Below are 20,319 nucleotides of genomic sequence, written 5' to 3' on the forward strand. Positions count from 1 at the left end.
TCGTGGGCCCCCGGCTGCCCAGGCGGGCGCTGGTGGCAGCCGCGACCCGGGCGGAGACCTTGCAGGGGACCTCGCCGCGCACGGCAGTCGGGTGGACCCAGACGCTGGCCGGCTCCGGCCTCAGGGCGTGCCGTGCGCGGCGGCGAGCGCGCGCCGGTCCACCTTGCCGGGAGACGTGCGCGGGAGGGCGTCGATGAAGCGCACGGACTTCGGTGTCTTGTAGCGGGCGAGCCGGCCCTCGCAGAAGGCGATGAGCGCCTCGGCGGTGGGGGCGGTGCCGGGGCGCGGGACGACGAGCGCGCGCGGCGTCTCGCCCCACTTCGCATCGGGCACGCCGATGACGGCGACCTCGGCCACGTCGGGGTGGCCGGCGAGGACGCTCTCCACCTCGGATGGATAGATGTTCTCCCCGCCGGAGATGATGAGGTCCTTGCTGCGGCCGACGATGCGGAAGCACCCGTCCGCGTCACGGCTGGCCAGGTCCCCCGTGTGCAGCCAGCCGTCGGCGAAGGTGCGCGCGGTGTCCTCGGGGCGGCGCCAGTAGCCGGCGCACAGGTGCGGCCCGCGCAGGAGCAGCTCGCCCACGTCGCCCGGCCGCTGCTCTCCGTCGATGCGGGCCTCCACGTGGAAGAGGGGCACGCCGACGGCGCCCGGCTTGCGGCGCACCTCGCCCGGGGGCAGCCAGAAGTTGTTGGGGCCCGCCTCCGTGAGGCCGTAGCCCGTCTTGAAGTCCACGCCCCGCGCGAAGAAGCGCTCGAAGACAGGCGCGGGGCACGGCGCGCCGCCGCTGATGAGCAGCTTGAGGCGCGACAGGTCCACCGCCTCGAAGCGCGGGTGGCGCTGCATCTCGATGAACATGGTGGGCACGCCGAACACCAGGTTCACCGCGCCCCGGTTGACGAGGTCGAACACGCCGTCCACGTCGAAGCTCCGGCACACCACCGAGGCGCCGCCCACGTAGACGAGCGGCGTGGTGAAGACGCTCAAGCCTCCCGCATGGAACAGCGGTGCGTTGAGCAGGGCCACGTCGGTGGCGGCGAGCCCCCAGCTCACCACCGTGTTGGCCGCGTTGGCGGTGATGGAGCCGTGGGTGAGGACCGCGGCCTTCGGAAGGCCGGTGCTGCCGCCCGTGTAGCAGAGCACCCACGGCGCGTCGGCCTCCAGCTCCAGCTTGGGGAGCGGGGCCTTCGAGGCGGCCTCGCGCTCGGAGAAGGCGCGCTCACCGGGGCCGGGCTCGGCAAGACACAGCCAGTGCCGCACGAAGGGCGCGCGGGCGCGGACGGTGTCCACCTGGGCGCGAAACTCGGGGCCGAAGACGAGGACGGAGGGCTCCGCATCCACGAGCAGCCCGCCGAGCTCCGCCGCGCTGAGGCGCCAGTTGAGCGGCTGGAGGATGGCGCCCAGCTTCGCGCAGGCGAAGACCAGGTCGAGGAACTCGACGCAGTTGTAGGCGAGCACGGCGACGCGGTCTCCCCGCCCCACGCCGAGTGCGTGGTGCAGGAAGGCGGCGGTGCGCGAGGCGGCGGCGTCCCACTCGCGGTAGGAGATGCGGCGCTCGCCGTGGTTCGCATCGATGAGGGCGGTGCGGTCCGGGTCGAGCGCGGCGCGGCGGGCCAGCCAGTCATGGACGATGGGCATGGCCCCGCACGCTAGCCGACCCGCCCGGCCCCGTGCCGCCCCATGAGAGGTGGGGCCGGGCACGGTGCGGGGCGCGCGTGCCAGGAGCGACAGCGCACGCCTCGCCGGGCTTCGTCACGGCACCAGCACGAGCTTGCCCACCGTGGTGCCGGACTCCAGCGCGCGGTGCGCCTCCGCCACCGCGTCCAGCGGGAAGCGCGTCACCTGCGGCGACACCAGCTTCCCCTCCTCCACCCAGCCCAGCAGCCGCGCCATGGACTCCTCCAGCACGGCGCGCTGCTCGAAGAGATAGGACAGGTTGAAGGCCAGCACGCTGGTGTTGTCGTTCGTCAGCGTCAGCGGGTCGAAGCGCGGCGTGCGCATCCAGTCCCACGCGAGCTTCGCGTAGTTCGGCTTCCCGCCCGTGCGCGGCAGCATCGAGTGGAACCCGTAGATGACCAGCTTCCCCGGCGACGCCAGGTGCTTGTAGCTGTCGCGCAGCGTGGACGGCCCGTTCGCATCCAGCACCACGTCGTACCCGCGCGGCGCCGCCGCCTCCGCCGCCTTCCACAGGTCCTCGCGGCTCTTGTCGATGACCCCCTCCGCCCCCATCGCCCGCGCCGCCTCCACCTTGTGCGGCCCACCCACCACGCCCACCATCCGGCACCCGGCGATGCGCCCCAACTGCAGCAGCGCACTGCCCACGCCCCCCGCCGCCGAGTGCACCAGCACGTTCGCTCCCGGCCGCGGGTGCGCCAGCTCGAACAACGCGTAGTAGGCGGTGAGGAACACCGTGGGGAAGCCCGCCGCCTGCTCCATCGTGAGCCGCGAAGGCAGGGCGAACACCTGGTGCCGCGGCACCGCCACGTGCGTCGCATATCCCCCAAACCGCGTCACCCCGAAGACCCGCGCCCCCGGTGACAGGTCCTTCACGCCCGCACCCACGGCAACCACCGTGCCAGCGAACTCGAAGCCGGGGGTGATGGGCCACCCCACGTACTCCTTCGCCGAGGCGTACAGCCCCATGCGGATGACGCAGTCCGCATAGTTCACCCCGATGGCCTCGGTGGCCACCACCACCTCCCCGGCCCCAGGTGAAACCTGATTCAGGTCTTCAAGGTGGAGCTGTTCGTACCCACCCGCCTTGGGAATCACGACCTTGCGTGCGCGCATGGCCCCGTGAGTATCACGCGACGCAACGCGACAAACGCATTCATGTCAGGGATTGATGAGACGTGCGCACGCGCGGCCACTACACTGTGTCTCGCGCACGAGGACGTCTTCGTTCCGCGCGCACTCCCCACAATCCAAGGAGAAGTCCATGCGTCTGCGGCATTCGCTCACTCTCGCGGGCACGCTGCTGCTCGGCTCTGTCACCACCGGCTGCGGCGAGGGGCTCGAGCCCGAGTCCACGCTCCCCGAGGCTCCCGCCGTCGAAGCCCCCGGAAGCGGAGCCCCCGGAGGCGAAGCGCTCGGAGACGAAGACCTCGGCACCGCCGAGTCCCCCGCCGTGGCCACCACCGGCGTCACCGCGGACTTCCGCCAGTGGCTGAGCAACAACGGCTACGCTGACTACGACTTCGTCCGCGCGGACGTGCCCGGCGGCAGCTACGGCGGCAGGGCCAGCGGCACCGACACCGTGGTGAACCAGCCCGTCATCTTCATCCACGGCAACTCGGACAAGGCGGTGGGCACCGGCACCGCGGGACAGACGGGCTGGAATGCGTCCATCGAGCACTTCCACTCGAAGGGCTACAAGACGAGCGAGCTGTACGCGACGACGTGGGGCCCGGCCAGCGCGCTGAGCTCCGCGTCGCAGTACCACTCGAAGGCCCACGTCATGAAGGTGCGCAAGTTCATCGAGGCGGTGAAGGCGTACACCGGCGCGGCGAAGGTGGACATCGTCACCCACTCCATGGGCGTGACGCTGGCGCGCAAGGCCATCCTCGGAGGCTGGGCGAATGACTCGGCGGCCGGCGGCGACTACTACGTGGGCGCGCCGCTCACCAGCTCGGTGGACACCTTCGTCGGCATCGCCGGCGCCAACCTGGGCCTGACGTCCTGCTACCAGACGGGCCCGACGACGCCCACCTGCGGCTCCACCAACGGCCTGTACCCGGGCTACCTCTACTTCGGCGTGGTGACGGGCCGCTCCGCGTACCTCAACAACCTGCGCTCCACGAGCGGCTACGAGGGCGCGCACCGGTACTCCATCTACTCCACCGCGGACGAGGTCATCGGCTACGGAGGTGTCGTCTACGGTGACTACACCTCCCGCATCCCCGGGCAGACGGGCGAGAAGGTGTACTCCGCCTACCCCTACGGCCACTTCAACTCGAAGGACCTGACGGCCGCCGTGCAGTACAGCATGGTGCGCAGCCAGGTCATCCCGTAGCCGTCAGAGCGCACGGGCACGCCCGCGGAGGTCACTGTTCGGAAATGTCGGGGGTTTTGCGTCGCGAAATGTCCCGACATTTCCGAACAGCAGCGTGCCGGCCCGTCCCGGGAGCCCTGCTTCCCGGGAGGGGCCACCGCCGCGTCCATGCCGTGGGGGAGTGGACGCGGCAGGCAGTGCTCACGGCCGGGGAGCGTCCGCGGGCGCCGGAGCGCCCTCCTGGCCCGGCGTCGGCGGAGGCGTGCCCTCCGGCGTGTTCGGCCCGGTGGACGGAGCCATGGGCGCGCCCGGCTTCGGCGCGGCCTCCTTCGGCGCCGTGCCCTCGGGCACCGCGATGCGCCCCTGCGCCGCGTCGCTCACGAAGGGCAGCACCACCTCGTTGAAGCGGGCCGGGCAGTCGAGCTGCACCGTGTGGCCGCAGCCCTGCAGCGGCACCAGCCTGGCGCCGGGGATGCGCGAGGCGCCGTACTCCATGATGTCGCGCGCCTCGCCGCCGTGGAGGAACGGGTTGGGGATGAGCCGGTCATCCGTGCCGTAGACGATGAGCGTGGGCACGGTGACGCGGTGGAGGTTGTCGCGCACGAAGTCGTTGTGCGCCAGGCCCTTCACCGTGCGCACGTTGGCGTAGGCGTACGAGTCGAACTCGGGCGACTTCGCCAGCCGCACGCGCTCTTCAATCAGCCAGTCCAGCTCCGGGCGCCAGTGCATGAAGTTGCCCTGGCGCACGCTGCCCCAGATGGCGGCCTCGGGCGCGGTCTTGATGAACTCCGTGCTCATCACGCGCTCGAACCAGGCCTTCTCCTTCCAGGAGAACTTCTCGAAGCCGGCGGGCGACACCAGCACCAGCGCGCTCAGCTCGTCCGGGTAGCGGATGGCGTAGGACAGCGACGTCTGCCCGCCCATGGAGTGCCCGGCGAGGATGGGCTTGTCCACGCCCAGCCCCCGCACCAGCTCGCGCACCACGTCGGCCATGGCCTCCATGGTGTACGGGAAGGAGCCCGGCTTGTCGGACTTGCCGAAGCCCGGCAGGTCCACCGCGACGACGTGGTAGCCCTGCTGGTGGAAGGCGTCGAGCTGCGAGCGCCAGAACTTCAGGTACGAGCCGAGCCCGTGCACGAAGACAATCGTCTTCGCGTCGGGGCTCGTGGCCGGCATGTCGACGTAGGCCACCTCGGGCACGGTGGCCAGGCCGAGCTGCGCGGCGGTGTCGGGCAGCGGCATCCGCTTCACGGGCCACGGCTGCTTCGTAGCCTCGGAGGTGTAGTCCAGGTCCTGGAAGGACAGGGCGGACTGGCCGGCGTACGAGCGGACGCAGCCGGCGGAGGACAGCCCCGCCGCGACGAGCAGGGCGGTGAAGGCGCGGGAGGTGCTCATGGTCAGAACGCGTACCAGGTGAAGGTGGTGAAGGCGGCCCACGGGTTCGTCCGCACGGTGGTCGAGCCGTCGTAGAAGCTGCCGCGGAAGAGGTAGCCGGCGTGCAGGCCGGCCGTCATCAGATAGCGGATGTGGTAGCGCAGCTCCGCGTTCACCTCGGTGCCGATGTACCGGCCGCGCCGCACGTCCGGGTTCCACCGGGCCGGCGTGGCGCCGGAGTTGGCCGTGCCCACCGCCATCTTGAGGTTCAGCTTGTTGGGGACGATGTCCCACGCCGCGGAGGCGATGCCGGCGCGCAGGCCGTAGCCCTGGTTGGAGATGTCCGTCACCGCGCCCGTGTAGTTGTTCACGGTGCTGGTGAACGGGAACAGGATGAGCATCTTGTGGTTGAACCACACCGCGCCCGGCAGGCCGTACTGGTTGAGGGTGAAGGCGCCGGTGTAGTCCTCGTCGCCCAGGTTGTTGTCGCCGGTGGAGAACATGCCCTCCAGCGTGACGACGTCCGCGGGGCCGCGGCCCCACTGGTACATGAGCTCCAGGTTGGCGGCGAGGCCGGAGATGTTCAGCTCATCCAGCGCGGAGCGCTCCGGGTCGTCGCTGGTGTACCTGCCCCCGTTGTACATGACGAAGCCGGAGGCGCCGAGCCGGCCCGTGCGGAAGTCGATGTTGTGGTTGAAGTTGGCGCCCACCCAGAAGACGCTGCCCGTGGGCCGGTCGATTTCGAAGCGCGCCGTGCCGGTGAAGCTGTTGAGGCCCGTGGACGAAGGGCCGCTCTTCACCAGGCCGTCGAAGGCGTAGGCATCCCCCTTGGTGGCGTCATTGAGGTACCAGAGCGACAGGCCCACGTTGGTGCCGGGGCGCACGGGGTACGCGTAGTCACCGGTGATGAGCCAGATGTACTTGAGGCGCGGGTCGTCCCGGGTGGCCTTGTCCGACTGGGCGGTGCCCAGCGGCAGCAGGCTCAGCCTGGCGTGGCCCTTGTAGCTGCTGAAGACGGACAGGCCCGTCGCGTCGCTGCCCAGGTAGGTCAGCTTGTAGCCGGTGCGGGTGATGTCGGCGAGCGGCGTGCGCGTGGGGTCGTAGATGGAGTCGTAGACGGGCTGGGTGCCGATGAGCAGCGTGAGCTGGCTCGGCTTGCGCGTGGGATAGATTGCGACGTTGACGTTCTTGGTCTGGATGTTGACCTGGTCGGCGTTGAACCCGCCGCCCTCGTTCTGCTGGACGGCGTTGGCCGAGCGGCCCCACAGGAAGTCCACCTCGAACTGGGCGCGGAAGGAGGCGAGCCCGTCCACGAAGTGGGGGCTGTACTCGATGACGGGAATCCAGCGTTGCTCGACGAAGTACGCCGCGCGGCCCGGCTCCGCGCGCACGGCGCTGCCGGCCAGCGAGCCGATGGGCCCCAGCGCCACGCCACGCAGGCCGGCCGGGTCTCCCACCTCATTCGTCAGCGACAGGCGGGTGAAGAAGTAGTTGATGAGGATGAACTCACGAGGCTCCGCATCCTCGTCCCGGTTCTTCTCCTCGTACCACTCGCCATAATAGAGGCCGGGGACGGGCGTGCTCTGCGCCGACGCGGCCCCCGCGAGCGTCAGGGCCAGTGCCACCACGGCCCGCCGCGCCGTCCTGCGGGTCTCAGACAGCCACCACCATGCCATACGCACCTCGGCCCCGGGAGGGGCACTCCCGACGCACAGGCCGGGTCCAGATGTCACCGCGCTCACTGCCGGGCGCGGCCCTCGAGGCCTCCGCGAAGCCTGGGCCGGGCCGTCAACCACTGCTGTTGCCTTCCGGAAGGAGGGAGGGAGCGCGCCCTCCCCCCGGAACGGCGGGGCTCGCCGCTACTGGATGGTGTACTTCTGCACCGCGTCGCCGGTGAACGGCGCGCTCTGGCCCTGGAAGACGATGTTGACGGTCTTCGAGCCCACCGGGCCGGCTTCACAGTTGGCGCCGGTGGCGCCGTTCTCGAAGAAGAGCTCCAGGCTCAGCGTCTTGCGGTCGGCGGAGAAGCTCCCACGGCCCACCTGCTTGAAGCTCGGGTAGGTGAAGACGACGTCGAAGCAGGTGCCTCCCGTCGCGACGTTCTCCATGAGCACGTTGGTGGAGGTGAAGCTCAGCGCGTTCTTCGGGAGCTCCGGGTTGCACGTCCCCGTCTGGCCCGTGTTCGGCGCGCCCTCGATGGTGCCGGGGATGCTGTCCACCTTGAAGTTGCCGCCCATCACCGACATGGTGACCTTCTGGTAGCACTGGGAGCTGGCGCCGAAGTTGGTGCCTTCGTTGACGCCGTTCGGGTGGCTCGGGATGCTCGCCCCCTCCATGACCAGCGTCTTGCCCTCCAGGAAGGTCATGATGCCCGACTGGGTGTTGAGGTTGGTCTCCACCGCCTCGCCGTCATCACCACAGCCCGCCAGGCCCACCGTGCACAGCATCACCGCGGAAAGCAGCTTCGTCTTCATGGGATTGCTCCTCTTACTCCGGCGGCACCAACCGCCGGGATGTCGTGACAGGTGATGACGGAAGGGCCGCCGCACGGGCCGCTCAGCCCTGTGATGTGCCCTGCTCCGCGGCGATGGCCGCCTCGCGCAGCTCACGCTTGAGAATCTTCCCCGCCGCGGACAGCGGCAGGCGCTCCACCAGCTCCACCCGCTTGGGCACCTTGAAGCGCGCCACCCGGCCGCGCAGGTGCTCCAGCAGGTCCTCCGAGGACGCCCGCTCGCCTGGCTTCAGCACCACGAAGGCGCGGCCAACCTCGCCCCACTTCGCATCGGGCACGCCCACCACGGCGCACTGCTGCACGGCGGGGTGCTCGTAGAGGGCGGACTCCAGCTCCAGCGGGTAGACGTTCTCCCCGCCGGAGATGAACATGTCCTTCTTGCGGCCGGCGATGAAGTAGAAGCCGTCCGAGTCCCGCCGCGCCAGGTCGCCCGTGTGCAGCCAGCCGTCCGCGTCGATGGCCTCTCGCGTGGCGGCCTCGTCCTCGAAGTAGCCGGAGCACATGGACGGGCCCTTGAGGACCAGCTCGCCCACCTCGCCCACGGGCACCTCGCGGCCGTCGTCGTCCACCAGCTTCGCGGCGATGAAGTAGTTGGGCCGGCCGATGGAGCCCGCCTTCGACACGGCGAACTCCGGCCCCATGCTGAACAGGCCCGGGCCGAACTCCGTCATGCCGAAGCCCTGCTTGAAGGGCACCGCGTGCACCGCCTGCCACGCGTGGAGCAGCGTCACCGGCAGGGCCGCGCCGCCGCTCGTCATGAAGCGCACCGAGGAGAAGTCCGTGTCGCGGAAGCGAGGCGAGTCGAGCAGCTGCTGGTACTGCGTGGGCACCGCGAAGAAGAGCGTCACCTTCTCGCGGGGGATGAGGGCGAGCAGCTCCTCCGGCTCCCACCGCCGCATGAGGACGACGGTGCCGCCCACGGTGAGCAGCGGCACCGTGTACACGAGCAGCCCGCCCGTGTGGAACATGGGCGTGTGCGTCACCGTGACGTCGCCGGGCACCACCTCGTGCACCAGGGTGTTGAGCGTGTTCCACGCCACCATGCGGTAGCTGATGCACGCGCCCTTCGAGCGCCCGGTGGTGCCGCCGGTGAAGAGCAGGCAGAGGAGGTCCTCCTCCTTCACCGCGTCGTTCGTGACCGGGGAAGCGGGCACGTGCGCCAGCGCCGCCGCGTAGGCGTCCGCGCCGGGCAAGCCCTGGGACTCCAGGGCCACCAGCCTGGGGCCCTCGCTGCCCAGGCGCTCGCGCACCTGGGCCACGCCGTCGCGGAAGTCGTCGCCGAAGAGGAGCACGCGCGGGCGGATGGCGCGCACCAGGTCGGTGAGCTCGGTGGCGTGCAGGCGCCAGTTGTAGGGGACGAAGACGGCGCCCAGCTTCCCGCAGGCGAAGAGGGCGTCCAGGTACTCCACGCCGTTGTGGGCCACGAGGCCCACGCGGTCTCCACGCTTCACGCCGGCCACGTCGCGCAGCCAGCCGCCGAGCGCCTCGGCGCGCGCATTCAGGGCACGGTAGGTGAAGCGGCCGGCCCCACCCTTCGCGGTGTCCACCACCGCGACGTGCTCGGGCCAGTAGAGGGCGCCCCGCCCCATCCAGTCTCCGATGAACATGCGCGTCCCCTCCTTCACGCGGACTGGCTCAGGCCGTCCACCGGTAGAGGGCGGACGCCATGGCCAGGCCGCCGCCGCTGGCACAGAAGGCCACCAGGTCGCCCCGCCGCACCTTGCCCTGCACAACCGCGTCGTCGAGCGTCATCGGGATGCAGGCCGAGCCGGTGTAGCCCCACTTGTCCATGGTGTAGTGGGCCTTCTCCATGGGCTGGCCCAGCACCTTCATGGTGGCTTCGATGGTCCTCAGGTTGAGCTGGGTGAAGACGAAGAGCTTCACGTCGTCCAGCGTCTGGTGCTGCCGCTTGAGGAGCTGGTCCAGCAGGATGGGCCAGCGCTCGGTGTTGAAGGTGGCGGGGAACTTGCGGACGAACTGCACCGAGGGCTTGCCGTCGGTGAGCAGCAGCGTCTCCGCGGTGGCCGGGCGGTGCGTGCCGCCGGTGTAGATGCCGAGCGCGTCGTGGTACTCGCCGTTGGCCAATAGCTTCGCGCCCATGAAGCCGGGCTTGTCGCCCGCGCCCAGCACCACCGCGCCCGCGCCGTCCGCGAACAGGGTGCAGGTCTTCTTGTCCTTCCAGTTCACGTAGCGCGTCATGCCGTACGCGCCGACGACGAGGATGCGGTGGTAGCTGTCGTCCGCCGCAATCGTCTTCGAGGCCACGTCCAGCGCCGTCACCCACCCGGCGCAGGCGCAGTTGAGGTCGTACGTGCCGGCGTTGGGGGCGCCCAGCTTGGCCTGCACCACGGAGGCGGTGGCGGGGCTGAGGTAGTCCGGCGTGTCGGTGGCGATGATGATGAGGTCCAGCTCCTCCGGCTTCGTCCCGGAGCGCTCGAGCGCCTGGCGGGCGGCGGCGACGCACAAATCACTGGTGGCCTGGTCGTCGGCCATGACGTGGCGCTCACGGATGCCCACGTTCTGCTGGAGCCACTCGTCCACCTTCTCGCCGAGAATCTTCTCGACGTCGGCGTTGGTGAGCACCTTCTCGGGGACGTAGCGGCCAGTGGAGAGGATCTGCGCGTATCGCATGGCGTGTGTTCTTCAGCTCCGGGCGCCGCGCGCGGGACGGCGCGTGGGGCGCAGGGTGTTCTTCTTCTTCGACTTCGAGACGGGGGCGGCCTTGACGGTGTTGCGCGGCGCGGGGGTGCGAGCGTCGAGGCCGTGCTGGATGAGGCTCATGGCGGTGTCGAGCACGCGCTCCAGGCCCGGGTCCTCTTCCCAGAGCACCCAGCGCATGCCGAGGAAGTCACCGATGCCCATGAGGCAGTAGGCGAGCGCCTCGGGGTCCATGCGGCGCACCTCGCCGTCCTCCATGGCGCGGCTGAGGCCGGTGACGTAGCCCTTGGCGAAGCGGTCGTAGTAGCGGCGGTAGCAGGCCTCGTCGACGAACTCGGCCTGGCGCACCACGCGGTAGAGGTTGGGGTGCTGGCGGACGAACTCGAAGAAGGTGCGCAGGCCCTCGCGCTCCACGTCGACACGGCCGGAGCAGGCGGAGGTGGCCTCGCCGATGAGGCGGCGCAGGCGGGTGCCGAGCTCGTCGACGACTTCCACGAAGATGGACTGCTTGTCGGGGAAGTAGACGTAGAAGGTGCCGAGGGCCACGCCGCCCTTGCGGGTGATGTCCGCGATGGACGCGCGCTCGTAACCCTTCTCCCCAAAGACCGACTCGGCTGCCTTGAGCAGCTTCGCGCGGGTCTTTTGACCGCGCGGCGTGACGGGGCCGGAGCGGTCGGGAGAAGTTGAAGGCCGATTCATGTTTCACCTAGCGGTAGCACCCGGCTGACGGGGTTGTCAAAGCGCGGCCCATGGCTCCACGCGTCATGTTGAGGGTGCGACGCGGAGCGTCAGCGCGGACCTCGCACTGCCATGCCGGGAGCCTACCGCGAAACCGGTGAGGGCAGGTTTCCGGGGGCAACCCCTGGAGGTCACGGGAGGGTCGCTCACGACCGGTGCGTTCGTTCGTCGCGCGCGGGGTGATGCCGAGGACACGCCGTGAGCATCTCGCGCCACCCACACCGTCCGACACCCTGGAGGCGAGGGCTCGGCTTCTCCTGGGAGTAGTCTTGTGATAGCCCGTCAGGTTTAACAACCCAGGAGGTTAATCCGCACATGAACCTGACGAGACAGGACACGCTGGCTGGGGCTCGCATCGGAGTGTCGTGGGGGCTCCTGCTCCTGGTGGTGGTGACGGGCTGCTCCGGAAGGCAGTCCGCCGTCTACGGCGACCCACGGACGCTCCTGGCGAACACCGACGACTTCGGGATGCTGCTGCTCAACGCGGGCCTCCGGGCCGATTCGCTGCTGGCGGAGGACCGCCTGACGCCTGAGGAGGCCCGGCGCCTGTGGCTGCTGCTGTCCTTCGACAGCACGGACGGTGGCATGCAGCGGACCGGGCCCAGGACGGCAGCGACGTACCTGCTCGCGGAGGTGGCGCTGGGGGGCCAGCCCGTCTCCCGCGAGACGCTCAACGCGCGACTGCTTCGCTTCGCGCCGCTCGCGGTGCTCCGGCCCGACGGCTGCCTGGTCATGGTGCTGACGGGCATCCCCGTCCAGTGCGCCGGCCCCGTCCAGGTCCAGGACGGCACGCTGCGGGCCGGCGAGTTCGTGGTCGGCAACTTCTACTCCTCCCAGGAGGGAGGCTTCCGCGAGGACCGAAGCGTGCCGACGCTTCCGAACAGCACCTTCCACCATGGCGTGGTCGTCACCGTGGAGCCGAAGTAGCCCGCTCGGAGAGGACCGACATGGCACACGAGAAGAAGGCCCGGAAGAGCGCGCTCGCCCGGGGACTGGAGCAACTGAGCCAGGAACTGGCACGCACGAACTTCCATGCGGGCCCCGTGGAGTTCCGGCTCGTGCGTCACCTGGAGGGGCGGGACAACGGTGAGCAGGTGCTCCTGTTCGAGCGAAGCCTGCGCCATGGGCCTCCGGGCCTCGTGGTCGTCAAGCGGCTCCGCAATCCCGCCTCCTTCGAGATGCGGCAGCGCTTGAGAGAGGAGGTGCTGCTGGCCCTCCGCCTGCGCCATCCCGCGATTGCGCAGGTCCATCACTTCCGCGTCATCGGCCAGATGCCTCACACCATCCTGGAGTACGTGGAGGGGCCTTCGCTCGATGCGCTCATCACGGTGGCGGCGATGCGCGGCCGGCCCCTGCCTCCCGCCTTCGCCGTGTACGTCGCCGTCGAGGTCGCGGATGCCCTCCACCATGCCCATACGCTCGTGGGCGAGGACGGCAAGCCGCTGGGCATCATCCACCGCGACGTGAGCCCCCGGAACATCCGCGTGGAGCGGAAGACGGGGCAGGTGAAGCTGACGGACTTCGGGGCGGCGTACTCGAAGCGGGTGGGACGGGAGGAGACGCCCGAGCACCTCTTGAAGGGGGACCTCATGTACGCCTCTCCCGAGTACCTGCTCGGCGCGCCCATGGACGTGCGGGCTGACGTCTTCTCGCTCGGGCTGGTGCTGCTGGAGGCGCTGACGAACCGGCATCTCTTCGGCTTCTGGCTGGTCCAGGAGCGCTCACACCTGGACGAAGTCGAAGCGAACGTGCGCGCGGACGAAGAGCCCGACCTGCCCCTCCGGCAGATGATTGCCCTCGTGAAGCGCTGCACGCACGAGGATGTCGAACGTGCGACGGCGATGCTTCCAGAGGGACTCCAGGCCCTCCTGCGCCGTGCCCTCCAGAAGCAGCCCGCCGACCGGTACGCTACGGCGGAGGAACTGTGCCGAGAGCTACGCACCCAGCTCCATGCGCTGCAGCCCGGGTACGGGCGCAGGGAGGTCGCCGAGGACATGGAGCATGTCATCACCGACGCCAGCGCCATGCGGGACCTCGGAGAGCCCCTGGAGGGTGACCTCTATCCCTCGGGCCTGGAGGCCCACGAGCTGATGCCAGCGATGAAGGTGCAGCCACGGTAGAGCCTCGCTCAGCGGAGCAGGACCTTCGCCATGTGGATGAGCACGTGCCGCTGGGTCTCATCCAGCTTGCGCGAGAGCTCCGTCAGGTGATGCAGGGAGGGCGGGTCCTCCCTGCCGGGCTTGTCCTTGCCCTTCGCCCGGGTGGCGGGGCGGTCCTCCCCGAGCAGGACCTCCGAGGACACCTTGAGCGTCTCGCAGAGCCGGACGAGCGTCGGGACACTGGGGAGCATGCGCCCACGCTCCAGCCGGTTGTAGACGACGGGAGAGAGGTCCATCAGCTCGGCCACTTCGGCCTGGGTAAGGCCCAGTTGCTCGCGGGCGGCACGTGCGGCTTTTCCGATGACTGCTGCGAGCTTCTCGTTCATGGCGGGGAGGCTGGGTGGGAGAGCACCCGAGGCGCCGACATCATACGCTGGGGGTTCCTCCTCGGCATTACCTGTTACGTCGGCCTCCGGACCGCGGTCCGAGGCCCTCGACACGCGGCTTGATAGCGTCGCGTTCCTTCCATGAATCCACGCGACAGAGTGCCGCCGCCAGAGCCAGCGCCTGGGGACGACGTGGGCGGGTACGTCCTGAAGGCGCGCGTCGGCCAGGGGGGCTTCGGCACGGTGTACCTCGCCGAGCGGGGCGGGCAGCGGTACGCGCTGAAGCTGCTGCCCCTGTCGGGCCTGGGAGACTGGGGCGAGCGCGAACTGCTCATGCTGGCGCGGGTGAAGCACCCCAACGTCGTGCGCCTGCTGGGGTACTGGCACTGGCCGGACCAGGCGCCACGCTTCCTCGTCGTCATCATGGAATACGTGGAGGGGCGCCAGCTGGATGTCTGGGCGGACGCGGAGAACCCGTCCGCGCATGCGGTGCTGCTCCGGGCCCGTGGCGTGGCGCGGGCGCTTGGGGCCCTGCACCAGGGCAAGGTGCTCCATCGCGACGTGAAGGAAGCCAACATCCTCGTGCGCGAGGGGGATGGCGAGGCGGTGCTCGTGGACCTGGGCGTGGGCAGTCACGAGGACACATCCCCGCTCACGGGAGGCTTACTGCCTCCTGGTACGCGCGCGTACCTGAGCCCGGAGGCCTGGCGCTTCCACCGGGAACACCTCGAGAGTCCCGATGCGCACTACCGCTCCACGCCTGCAGACGACCTGTATGCCCTGGGCGTGGTGCTCTACTGGCTGCTGACGGGCAGGAAGCCGTTTCACGTAGGGCTGGAGGATGACGAGGCGGCGGTCATCGCCCAGCCTCCCGTGGCGCCCCGCGTCCGCAATGGCCGCGTCCCCGAGGAGCTGAGTGCGCTGGGTCTGCGGCTCCTGGAGAAGCATCCGGAGCTGCGACCGGATGCAGGAGCGCTGGTGGCGCGGCTGGAGGAACTGCTGACGCGGGACACGCCTGAGTGGCATGTGCCCCTGTGCGACTCGCATGACGAGCACAACGTCACCACCCACCCTGGGCCGGAGGCAGACGAGGAGGTGGTCTGGCTCAACGAGGTCCGGAAGGATGTGCCGCCGCGCCGGGGAAGGCGGCCGCCACGGCTCGGCGCGGGAGCGGAGCCCATCGCCGTGTCGCCTGCTCCAGATGCGTCCCCGACACCGCCCCTGGACGGGTCGAAGTCCATGCCTGCTCGGGCAACCCCGGTGATGGTGGCTTCTTCGGCAAGCTGGGTCGCAAGGGCTCTGGTGCTATCAGGGATGCTCGTCGTGCTGAGCGTGGCCATTGCACACCTCGGAGGCGCAAGGTCTCCGCCTTTCGCCGACGAAGGAAGCGGACCGGGCCGGAAAGTGGCGTCGCCTGAGCGGGCGCCGGAAAGTGACGGAGCCGCGGCCCCGCCCGAAGCTGTCAACCCTTCCGCGGCCAGCGAGCTTCCAGCGATGACTCCGAAGGAACCGACCCCCGTGATGACGCAACATCCGGCTGGCACGCCGGGTCAGCCCACGCCGCCAGTCAATGCGCGAAGCGGCACGGGCAAGGCGCTCAAGGTGGCGGCGACTGCCTGCGCGCTGCTCGGCTGCCCGGGGGCACAGGTGCGTGAGAAGCCGCTCCCCGAGCCGTGTCCACCCGGCGCTATCGAGGCGATGAAGGAGCTCGACATCGACGTGGGCGACGGGGAAGCGTGGACGTTCGGCGGTGGGAACCGTGTCCTCACGGTGCGAGAAGGCTGGATCTCGGTCTTCCTCCCAGGTTCGGATTTTGGCGACATCCCGAACGGCTCGATGCTCTCCGGCCGGCTCGTCTTTGGAGACCGTGTCTACGGGAGAATCACCCAGGCGCGACTCAAGAACACGGGCCGCACCGTCCCCGTCTGCATGGAGCTACTTGATTCAGAGGGAAAGAGAGGGCTCGAACTCGAGCCCGGCAGCAGCCCGACCAACGTCAAGGTCTTCTCCGTTGGATACCTGGAGGCGGTGAAAAGCTTCGAATAGGTCCCCGCCCCGAAGCACAGGCGGGCACACCGCGCCGCTCATGCTAGAGACGACGCGGAAGGTTCTCCCCCCGCGTGCCCTCTCCGGAGGTTCTGCTTCGTGCTCGCCTCGCCGCTCGCGTTCCTCCTACCGGCCCTGCTGACCGGTCCCGCGTCCGCCGAGCCGGACGCCACTTCCTGCAAGACGGGCGTTCATCACGTCGAGCTCTCCGCAACGACTCCGCCAGAGCCCGCTCAGGTCTGCATCAGCCCGGGCCAGGTGACCCTCATCAACTTCGATGGAACGCTCGTTCCGGGCTCCATGACGCTCGACGGCGTGGACCGATTCACGCAAGCCGAGCCCGGAGCGAGCAGCCTCAAGCTGGTGCCTTCCGAGAAGCTGGCGGCGGGTGAGAGGCTCCGGCTGACGGTGCGTTTCAAAGATACCGCCGCCCCGACAAGTGCTGCCTTCCAGCTGATCGTACACCCCACGCTGGCCGAGCCCCTGGTGGACGTACACCGGCAAACGCGTCCGGTGGAGTCCTTCCACCAGGAACTCAGAGCACGGGAGGAGCAGGTCCGCCAACTCGAGGAAGAAAACGCTCGGCTCCGTGGTCAGAATGCGGCCCCCGGAGGTCTCGCGGGGCTTCACGCCTTGAGCCTGCTCGACATGCGCGCTTTCGCGGCCAGGGATAACAGCAAGAGCGCCAAGGCCTCCAAGACAAGTGCCCTGCACGTGGATGGGCCCGTGGCGAGCTTCCGTGCCACCGGGCGCGTGGCCGTAACGGCGAGATTGGTGAATCCCGAAGGCATGGCCCCCTGGACCGCACACGATGCGAGGTTGGCGCTGGAGGGCAGAAAAGGGGTCGAACTGAAGGTGCTCGAAGTGTGGCCCAGGGCAGCCATCCCGCCGGGCGACTGGCTCACCCTGGTCGTGGAGGCGGAAACCTCTGGCATGGAGTCCCAGGGCCCGTTCACCCTCCGGATATGGGAGGCGGAGGGCGGCAGGACGGCCATCATCCATGGCGTGATGCTTCCGTGAGCGCGCGGCGGGCGTCAGCTCAGGGCTGGAAGGCGGCCGAGTCGCTCCATTTGTCCACACGGATGAAGCGCAGGCCCTCCGGTTGGAGCGCTAGCACCTTCTCCACAATGGACTGGTGGAAGACGTGGGTGGAGATGGCTTCCGCCAAGCAGAAGATCCGCCGCCGCTCCAGGGGAATCTCCTGGAGTACCTGCTCATCCAGCACCAGCTTCTTGACCCCGAGGACGCTTCCGTCGTCATAGAGGGAAAGCACCGAGCGGGTCCGGTCGACACAGGCAATCCAGTTGTAGACGTGTACAATCCAGTAGCGCCTTACGTCCTCGGGCTTCACCTTGACGTCTGCCTGGACGAACTGCACGCCGTAGACGTCGAGCGGCTCCAGCGCTTCCTTGAGACGAGGGGAAAACACCGGCTCCGGCAGTTCGTGGTGGTCCACCATGACGGGGTTTCTCGGAATGGGTTTCCCGAGTCGCAACCGAACAGGGAGGGGAAAGGGGCCGACCGGCTTGGGCCTGGAGAATCCGACGAGGTACTCGTCCCACGCCAGCATGGGATGAGCATTCGAGGCGGCGGACTCAATGACGAAGTATTCGGTCTGCATGAAAATCACTCTCCAACGGCGAGGGCTCTCGGCGCCAGCGGATGTCCCATCACTCCATGGGTGAGGCCATGCCGCCGTCCGTGGGGGCATGGCGCGAGAGTCGGCTTCTGACTGATGCTCTTCAGCCCTCCGCACCCCGCTCCCCCGGCCAGGTAGTCGTGCCCATCCCGGGTGAGCGTCCACAGGCCCGAGCTGATGCTGGTCAGAATCTCCGCGCTCAGCGTGTCCATCGCCTTGATGAGCGCGTCTGGGTTGGAGCAGAACTCGCCAGTCTCCAACTTCTTCGTGATGTCCTTGAGCTTCTTCTTGACGGCCTTGGGATACGGCAGGTGCAGGTCGAAGGCGAAGCCCTCCGCGTGGTTCCCTCGGTGCACCGCGACGAACAAGTGGCATGCGAGCGCCATCTTCATTGGAAGAAAGACGCCGTTGGGCTTGCGGTCCGGGTGATAGCCGAACTGCGAGCAGAAGGTGGCCCAGCTGCCGTCGTCCAGCGCCTCCAGGCAGATGAGGTGGTGCGCGGCCACGGAGAAAGGCCCCACGTACCAGGGATGCACGGACAGCTCACGCCCCTCCAGCATGTTGCGCCCCAGCACCGCGGAGTTCCCCAGGTTGCCGCCCACTCGCCCCTTCCTGTCGAACTCGTGCTTCGGCTTTCCGCACCAGTCGCATGGTTCCACGGGCTGCTCGACTTCCACTTCGCCCACCCGCCCTGCCACAGGGGGCGCCCCTTGTGGCTGCATGATGGGAAAGGGCGCCGTGTTGTGGTCGTTCAAGGTGAACAGGTCGAAGTTGCGCACCACCGGCTTGCCCTCAATGCGCACATCCAAGGAGAAGGTGACCGGGTGCGCGCGCCCCTTCGTCTTGCCGGACACCACGCCTCCACCCGCCGTGCCTGCCTCGTTGCCGGTGGAGCTACCGATGTGCGAGTCCTTCAATGCCACAGGTGCGCCGTTGATGCGCACCGTCCTGGAGCCGCTCTCCAAATCCCTGCTCAATGCGATGTTGGGGAACGGGATGGGCATGGGCCCGCCCGGCCCTGGCGCCTTGCACACGTCCGGGAAGCCCACCACCCGGCCCCCACTCTCGGTGGTGACGGGCGTCATGCCGTTGACGAACACCTCGCTCTTGTCGGACATGACGGACTCCCGACACGTGTCGGCGTTTCGTTCAGCGGCTTCGCCCGCGCCCGGACTCCCGGCCCAGCCTGGTCGACTCAGCAAGTCCGGGCAGGGTCAGCCTCGCGAATCCGCATGACGGGAGCGAGTGCTCCACAGGGAGGTGCGTCACCTGAAAGAGGACAGAGGCGACCTTGTCATCGCTTCTCCCTGCTCGGCTGCGAGGCGGTGAACGCGAGCCACGCGCCTCTCGAATGTCTCGACGCCACGGGGTAGCCGATGGTTCGATGCTTCCGCCCCCACATCCCTCTCCTGGAAGCCACATGCCGCTCCGTCGAACGGGTGCCGTCCTGCTGGTCGTACTGACCGCGTGCAGCGGCACTCCACGTGTCACGCGCGCACGGGCGGATGAAGGCGGGGCAGCCCGGTATGAGCTGAGCGTCGTGTCTCCTCGCACCGTGTCCGTGGAGCCCGTGGAGCTGGATGAGGACGACTTCACCGAGGCCGTGGCGAAGCTGGCGCAAGAAGCCCACCCCTCGGCCCAGCCCCAGAAGGCGGTGCGGCGACTCCTCCCCCAGGTGGCTGAGGGTGGGCATGCGGCGCGCGCGGAGGAGGGCCCCATCATCCGGGTGGCGCCCGTGGAGGTAACGGCCTCCACCTCGCGGGCGGAGGTGGAGCTGACGCGCGAGTACCTGCGCTGGTGCCAGCGGGCCCAGGGCGGCGGGGACTGTCTGCACCTGCTGGCGGATGGTCCCACCGTGCGAGGTGACGACAGGTACGCGCTGGCCCTGGCGCTCTCGCTCGGCTCGGTGCTGGAGGAGACGAAGCTGGCGCTCAAGGGGATGGTGGAGCCCTCCGCCGTGCTCGCCATGCTGGTGTGGATTGCCGCCCTCTACCTGCTGCTCTGGGTGCTACCCGAGCCTGTCTCCAAGGGCATCGCGGCCGGCCTGACGGTAGGCCTGCTCGCCTGGCTGGGCGTGGACACGGTGTGGAGCCTGATGCGCGGTTGGACGCGGCTGGTGGAGGACGCGGACAGGGCGACCTCCTTTGACGAGCTGAGCTCGGCCGGAGAGAACTTCGGCAAGGTGATGGGCGAGAATACCGCGCGCGTGCTGGTGCTGCTGGCCACCGCGGTGCTGGGCGGCTCGGTGGCGAAGCTGGCGGAGAAGCTGCCCAGGCTGCCCGGCTTCGCGCAGGCGTCCGTACAGGCCGAGGCGCAGGGTGGCTTGCGCCTCGCGACGATGGCAGAGGTGGAGACGGTGGCGGCCTCGTCGGAGGGCACCTTCTCCATCCTGACGCGCAGCCCGGGCAGCGCGGCGGGCTCGCGGGTGAAGGCCACCACCGTCATCCAGCACCAGGGTGGAAACCGGCAGGTACTCATCAACGGGCAGCGCTGGCATGTGCCCGCGAAGAAACCGCTGAAGGACATTCCGGCGACAGACCCGGTGGGGGACCAACTTCAAGCCGCCGCGCTCCGGGCAGCCCAGAGGTGGGGCCCTCACGAACTCCGACTGGAAGAGCAAAAGGCCATCACCCAGGCGGTTTCTCGCGGGGAGCACTGGATGGCGAGACTCCTGGAGCGACAAGCCCGGGGACGCTTCGTGGAAAGAGTGCTGCGAAGCCAGTTTCCCCAGTTGAGGTGGAATCTACGAGGTGTCGACGTGATTGACCCCTCTACGGGCTACAAGTACGAGCTTCTCTCTGGAACGGACTCGAACCTGGCCTTGCACGGCCAGCGCATGGTGGATGTCCTCTTCCGCATGATCACCTTTTAAGGGG

General features: G+C 69.0%; 17 protein-coding genes. 6 read left to right on the forward strand and 11 right to left on the reverse strand.

The window, feature by feature from the left end; all coding sequences use genetic code 11:
- Positions 1–120 precede the first annotated feature (120 nt).
- Complete coding sequence (locus LXT23_RS05445; RefSeq protein WP_253978990.1) at positions 121–1,638, reverse strand: acyl-CoA synthetase; 1,518 nt, start codon at positions 1,636–1,638, stop codon at positions 121–123.
- Between the two features lie 114 nt (positions 1,639–1,752).
- Complete coding sequence (locus LXT23_RS05450) at positions 1,753–2,790, reverse strand: synaptic vesicle VAT-1 family membrane protein (protein ID WP_253978991.1); 1,038 nt, start codon at positions 2,788–2,790, stop codon at positions 1,753–1,755.
- Positions 2,791–2,938: 148 nt separating this feature from the next.
- Here LXT23_RS05450 and LXT23_RS05455 point away from each other — a divergent pair, with 148 nt between their 5' ends.
- Complete coding sequence (locus tag LXT23_RS05455; RefSeq protein WP_253978992.1) at positions 2,939–4,012, forward strand: lipase family protein; 1,074 nt, start codon at positions 2,939–2,941, stop codon at positions 4,010–4,012.
- Between the two features lie 180 nt (positions 4,013–4,192).
- Here LXT23_RS05455 and LXT23_RS05460 read toward each other — a convergent pair whose 3' ends face one another.
- From LXT23_RS05460 to LXT23_RS05485, 6 genes are all read right to left on the reverse strand, one after another.
- On the reverse strand, positions 4,193–5,386 hold the full coding sequence (locus tag LXT23_RS05460; protein WP_253978993.1) for an alpha/beta fold hydrolase: 1,194 nt from the start codon (positions 5,384–5,386) through the stop codon (positions 4,193–4,195).
- Between the two features lie 2 nt (positions 5,387–5,388).
- Entirely contained in the window at positions 5,389–7,041 is a 1,653-nt protein-coding gene (locus tag LXT23_RS05465) for a hypothetical protein (RefSeq protein WP_256560505.1), read from the reverse strand.
- Between the two features lie 183 nt (positions 7,042–7,224).
- Entirely contained in the window at positions 7,225–7,839 is a 615-nt protein-coding gene (locus LXT23_RS05470; RefSeq protein ID WP_253978995.1) for a hypothetical protein, read from the reverse strand.
- Between the two features lie 82 nt (positions 7,840–7,921).
- Positions 7,922–9,484 (reverse strand): acyl-CoA synthetase, encoded by a 1,563-nt coding sequence (locus LXT23_RS05475; protein WP_253978996.1) that lies wholly within the window; start codon positions 9,482–9,484, stop codon positions 7,922–7,924.
- A 28-nt stretch (positions 9,485–9,512) separates the two neighbouring features.
- Positions 9,513–10,508, reverse strand: a complete 996-nt coding sequence (locus tag LXT23_RS05480; protein ID WP_253978997.1) for a 3-oxoacyl-ACP synthase III family protein — start codon at positions 10,506–10,508, stop codon at positions 9,513–9,515.
- 12 nt (positions 10,509–10,520) lie between these two features.
- On the reverse strand, positions 10,521–11,234 hold the full coding sequence (locus tag LXT23_RS05485; protein ID WP_253978998.1) for a TetR/AcrR family transcriptional regulator: 714 nt from the start codon (positions 11,232–11,234) through the stop codon (positions 10,521–10,523).
- A 354-nt stretch (positions 11,235–11,588) separates the two neighbouring features.
- On the opposite strand from LXT23_RS05485, the gene LXT23_RS05490 reads away from it, so the two are divergent.
- Both LXT23_RS05490 and LXT23_RS05495 read left to right on the forward strand, forming a co-directional pair.
- The gene (locus LXT23_RS05490; protein ID WP_253978999.1) at positions 11,589–12,200 is read left to right on the forward strand and encodes a hypothetical protein; all 612 of its coding nucleotides are present in this window, start codon (positions 11,589–11,591) and stop codon (positions 12,198–12,200) included.
- Positions 12,201–12,220: 20 nt separating this feature from the next.
- Positions 12,221–13,393, forward strand: coding sequence for a serine/threonine-protein kinase (locus LXT23_RS05495; RefSeq protein WP_253979000.1), 1,173 nt, complete (start codon positions 12,221–12,223; stop codon positions 13,391–13,393).
- A gap of 8 nt (positions 13,394–13,401) precedes the next feature.
- Here LXT23_RS05495 and LXT23_RS05500 read toward each other — a convergent pair whose 3' ends face one another.
- A complete protein-coding gene (locus LXT23_RS05500) occupies positions 13,402–13,758 on the reverse strand; it encodes a helix-turn-helix domain-containing protein (RefSeq protein WP_253979001.1) in 357 nt (118 codons plus the stop codon).
- Positions 13,759–13,950: 192 nt separating this feature from the next.
- On the opposite strand from LXT23_RS05500, the gene LXT23_RS05505 reads away from it, so the two are divergent.
- A complete protein-coding gene (locus LXT23_RS05505) occupies positions 13,951–15,804 on the forward strand; it encodes a protein kinase domain-containing protein (RefSeq protein WP_253979002.1) in 1,854 nt (617 codons plus the stop codon).
- A gap of 99 nt (positions 15,805–15,903) precedes the next feature.
- A complete protein-coding gene (locus LXT23_RS05510) occupies positions 15,904–16,824 on the forward strand; it encodes a DUF2381 family protein (protein WP_253979003.1) in 921 nt (306 codons plus the stop codon).
- A gap of 19 nt (positions 16,825–16,843) precedes the next feature.
- Here the strand turns inward: LXT23_RS05510 and LXT23_RS05515 are convergent, their stop codons facing one another.
- Both LXT23_RS05515 and LXT23_RS05520 read right to left on the reverse strand, forming a co-directional pair.
- Complete coding sequence (locus tag LXT23_RS05515) at positions 16,844–17,425, reverse strand: imm11 family protein (RefSeq protein WP_253979004.1); 582 nt, start codon at positions 17,423–17,425, stop codon at positions 16,844–16,846.
- A gap of 5 nt (positions 17,426–17,430) precedes the next feature.
- A complete protein-coding gene (locus tag LXT23_RS05520) occupies positions 17,431–18,561 on the reverse strand; it encodes a PAAR-like domain-containing protein (RefSeq protein WP_253979005.1) in 1,131 nt (376 codons plus the stop codon).
- 302 nt (positions 18,562–18,863) lie between these two features.
- Here LXT23_RS05520 and sitA5 point away from each other — a divergent pair, with 302 nt between their 5' ends.
- Positions 18,864–20,315: a SitA5 family polymorphic toxin gene (gene sitA5 / locus LXT23_RS05525; protein WP_456104434.1), complete on the forward strand. Its 1,452-nt coding sequence runs from the start codon at positions 18,864–18,866 to the stop codon at positions 20,313–20,315.
- The last annotated feature ends 4 nt before the right edge of the window (positions 20,316–20,319 follow it).

Source organism: Pyxidicoccus xibeiensis, from assembly GCF_024198175.1.
GTDB lineage: Bacteria > Myxococcota > Myxococcia > Myxococcales > Myxococcaceae > Myxococcus > Myxococcus xibeiensis.

Coding starts and splice junctions, on each gene's coding strand:
- LXT23_RS05445 (WP_253978990.1), bottom strand. CDS start 1,638: ATGCCCATCGTCCATGACTGGCTGGCCCGCCGCGCCGCGCTCGACCCG.
- LXT23_RS05450 (WP_253978991.1), bottom strand. CDS start 2,790: ATGCGCGCACGCAAGGTCGTGATTCCCAAGGCGGGTGGGTACGAACAG.
- LXT23_RS05455 (WP_253978992.1), top strand. CDS start 2,939: ATGCGTCTGCGGCATTCGCTCACTCTCGCGGGCACGCTGCTGCTCGGC.
- LXT23_RS05460 (WP_253978993.1), bottom strand. CDS start 5,386: ATGAGCACCTCCCGCGCCTTCACCGCCCTGCTCGTCGCGGCGGGGCTG.
- LXT23_RS05465 (WP_256560505.1), bottom strand. CDS start 7,041: ATGGCATGGTGGTGGCTGTCTGAGACCCGCAGGACGGCGCGGCGGGCC.
- LXT23_RS05470 (WP_253978995.1), bottom strand. CDS start 7,839: ATGAAGACGAAGCTGCTTTCCGCGGTGATGCTGTGCACGGTGGGCCTG.
- LXT23_RS05475 (WP_253978996.1), bottom strand. CDS start 9,484: ATGTTCATCGGAGACTGGATGGGGCGGGGCGCCCTCTACTGGCCCGAG.
- LXT23_RS05480 (WP_253978997.1), bottom strand. CDS start 10,508: ATGCGATACGCGCAGATCCTCTCCACTGGCCGCTACGTCCCCGAGAAG.
- LXT23_RS05485 (WP_253978998.1), bottom strand. CDS start 11,234: ATGAATCGGCCTTCAACTTCTCCCGACCGCTCCGGCCCCGTCACGCCG.
- LXT23_RS05490 (WP_253978999.1), top strand. CDS start 11,589: ATGAACCTGACGAGACAGGACACGCTGGCTGGGGCTCGCATCGGAGTG.
- LXT23_RS05495 (WP_253979000.1), top strand. CDS start 12,221: ATGGCACACGAGAAGAAGGCCCGGAAGAGCGCGCTCGCCCGGGGACTG.
- LXT23_RS05500 (WP_253979001.1), bottom strand. CDS start 13,758: ATGAACGAGAAGCTCGCAGCAGTCATCGGAAAAGCCGCACGTGCCGCC.
- LXT23_RS05515 (WP_253979004.1), bottom strand. CDS start 17,425: ATGCAGACCGAATACTTCGTCATTGAGTCCGCCGCCTCGAATGCTCAT.
- LXT23_RS05520 (WP_253979005.1), bottom strand. CDS start 18,561: ATGTCCGACAAGAGCGAGGTGTTCGTCAACGGCATGACGCCCGTCACC.
- sitA5 (WP_456104434.1), top strand. CDS start 18,864: ATGCCGCTCCGTCGAACGGGTGCCGTCCTGCTGGTCGTACTGACCGCG.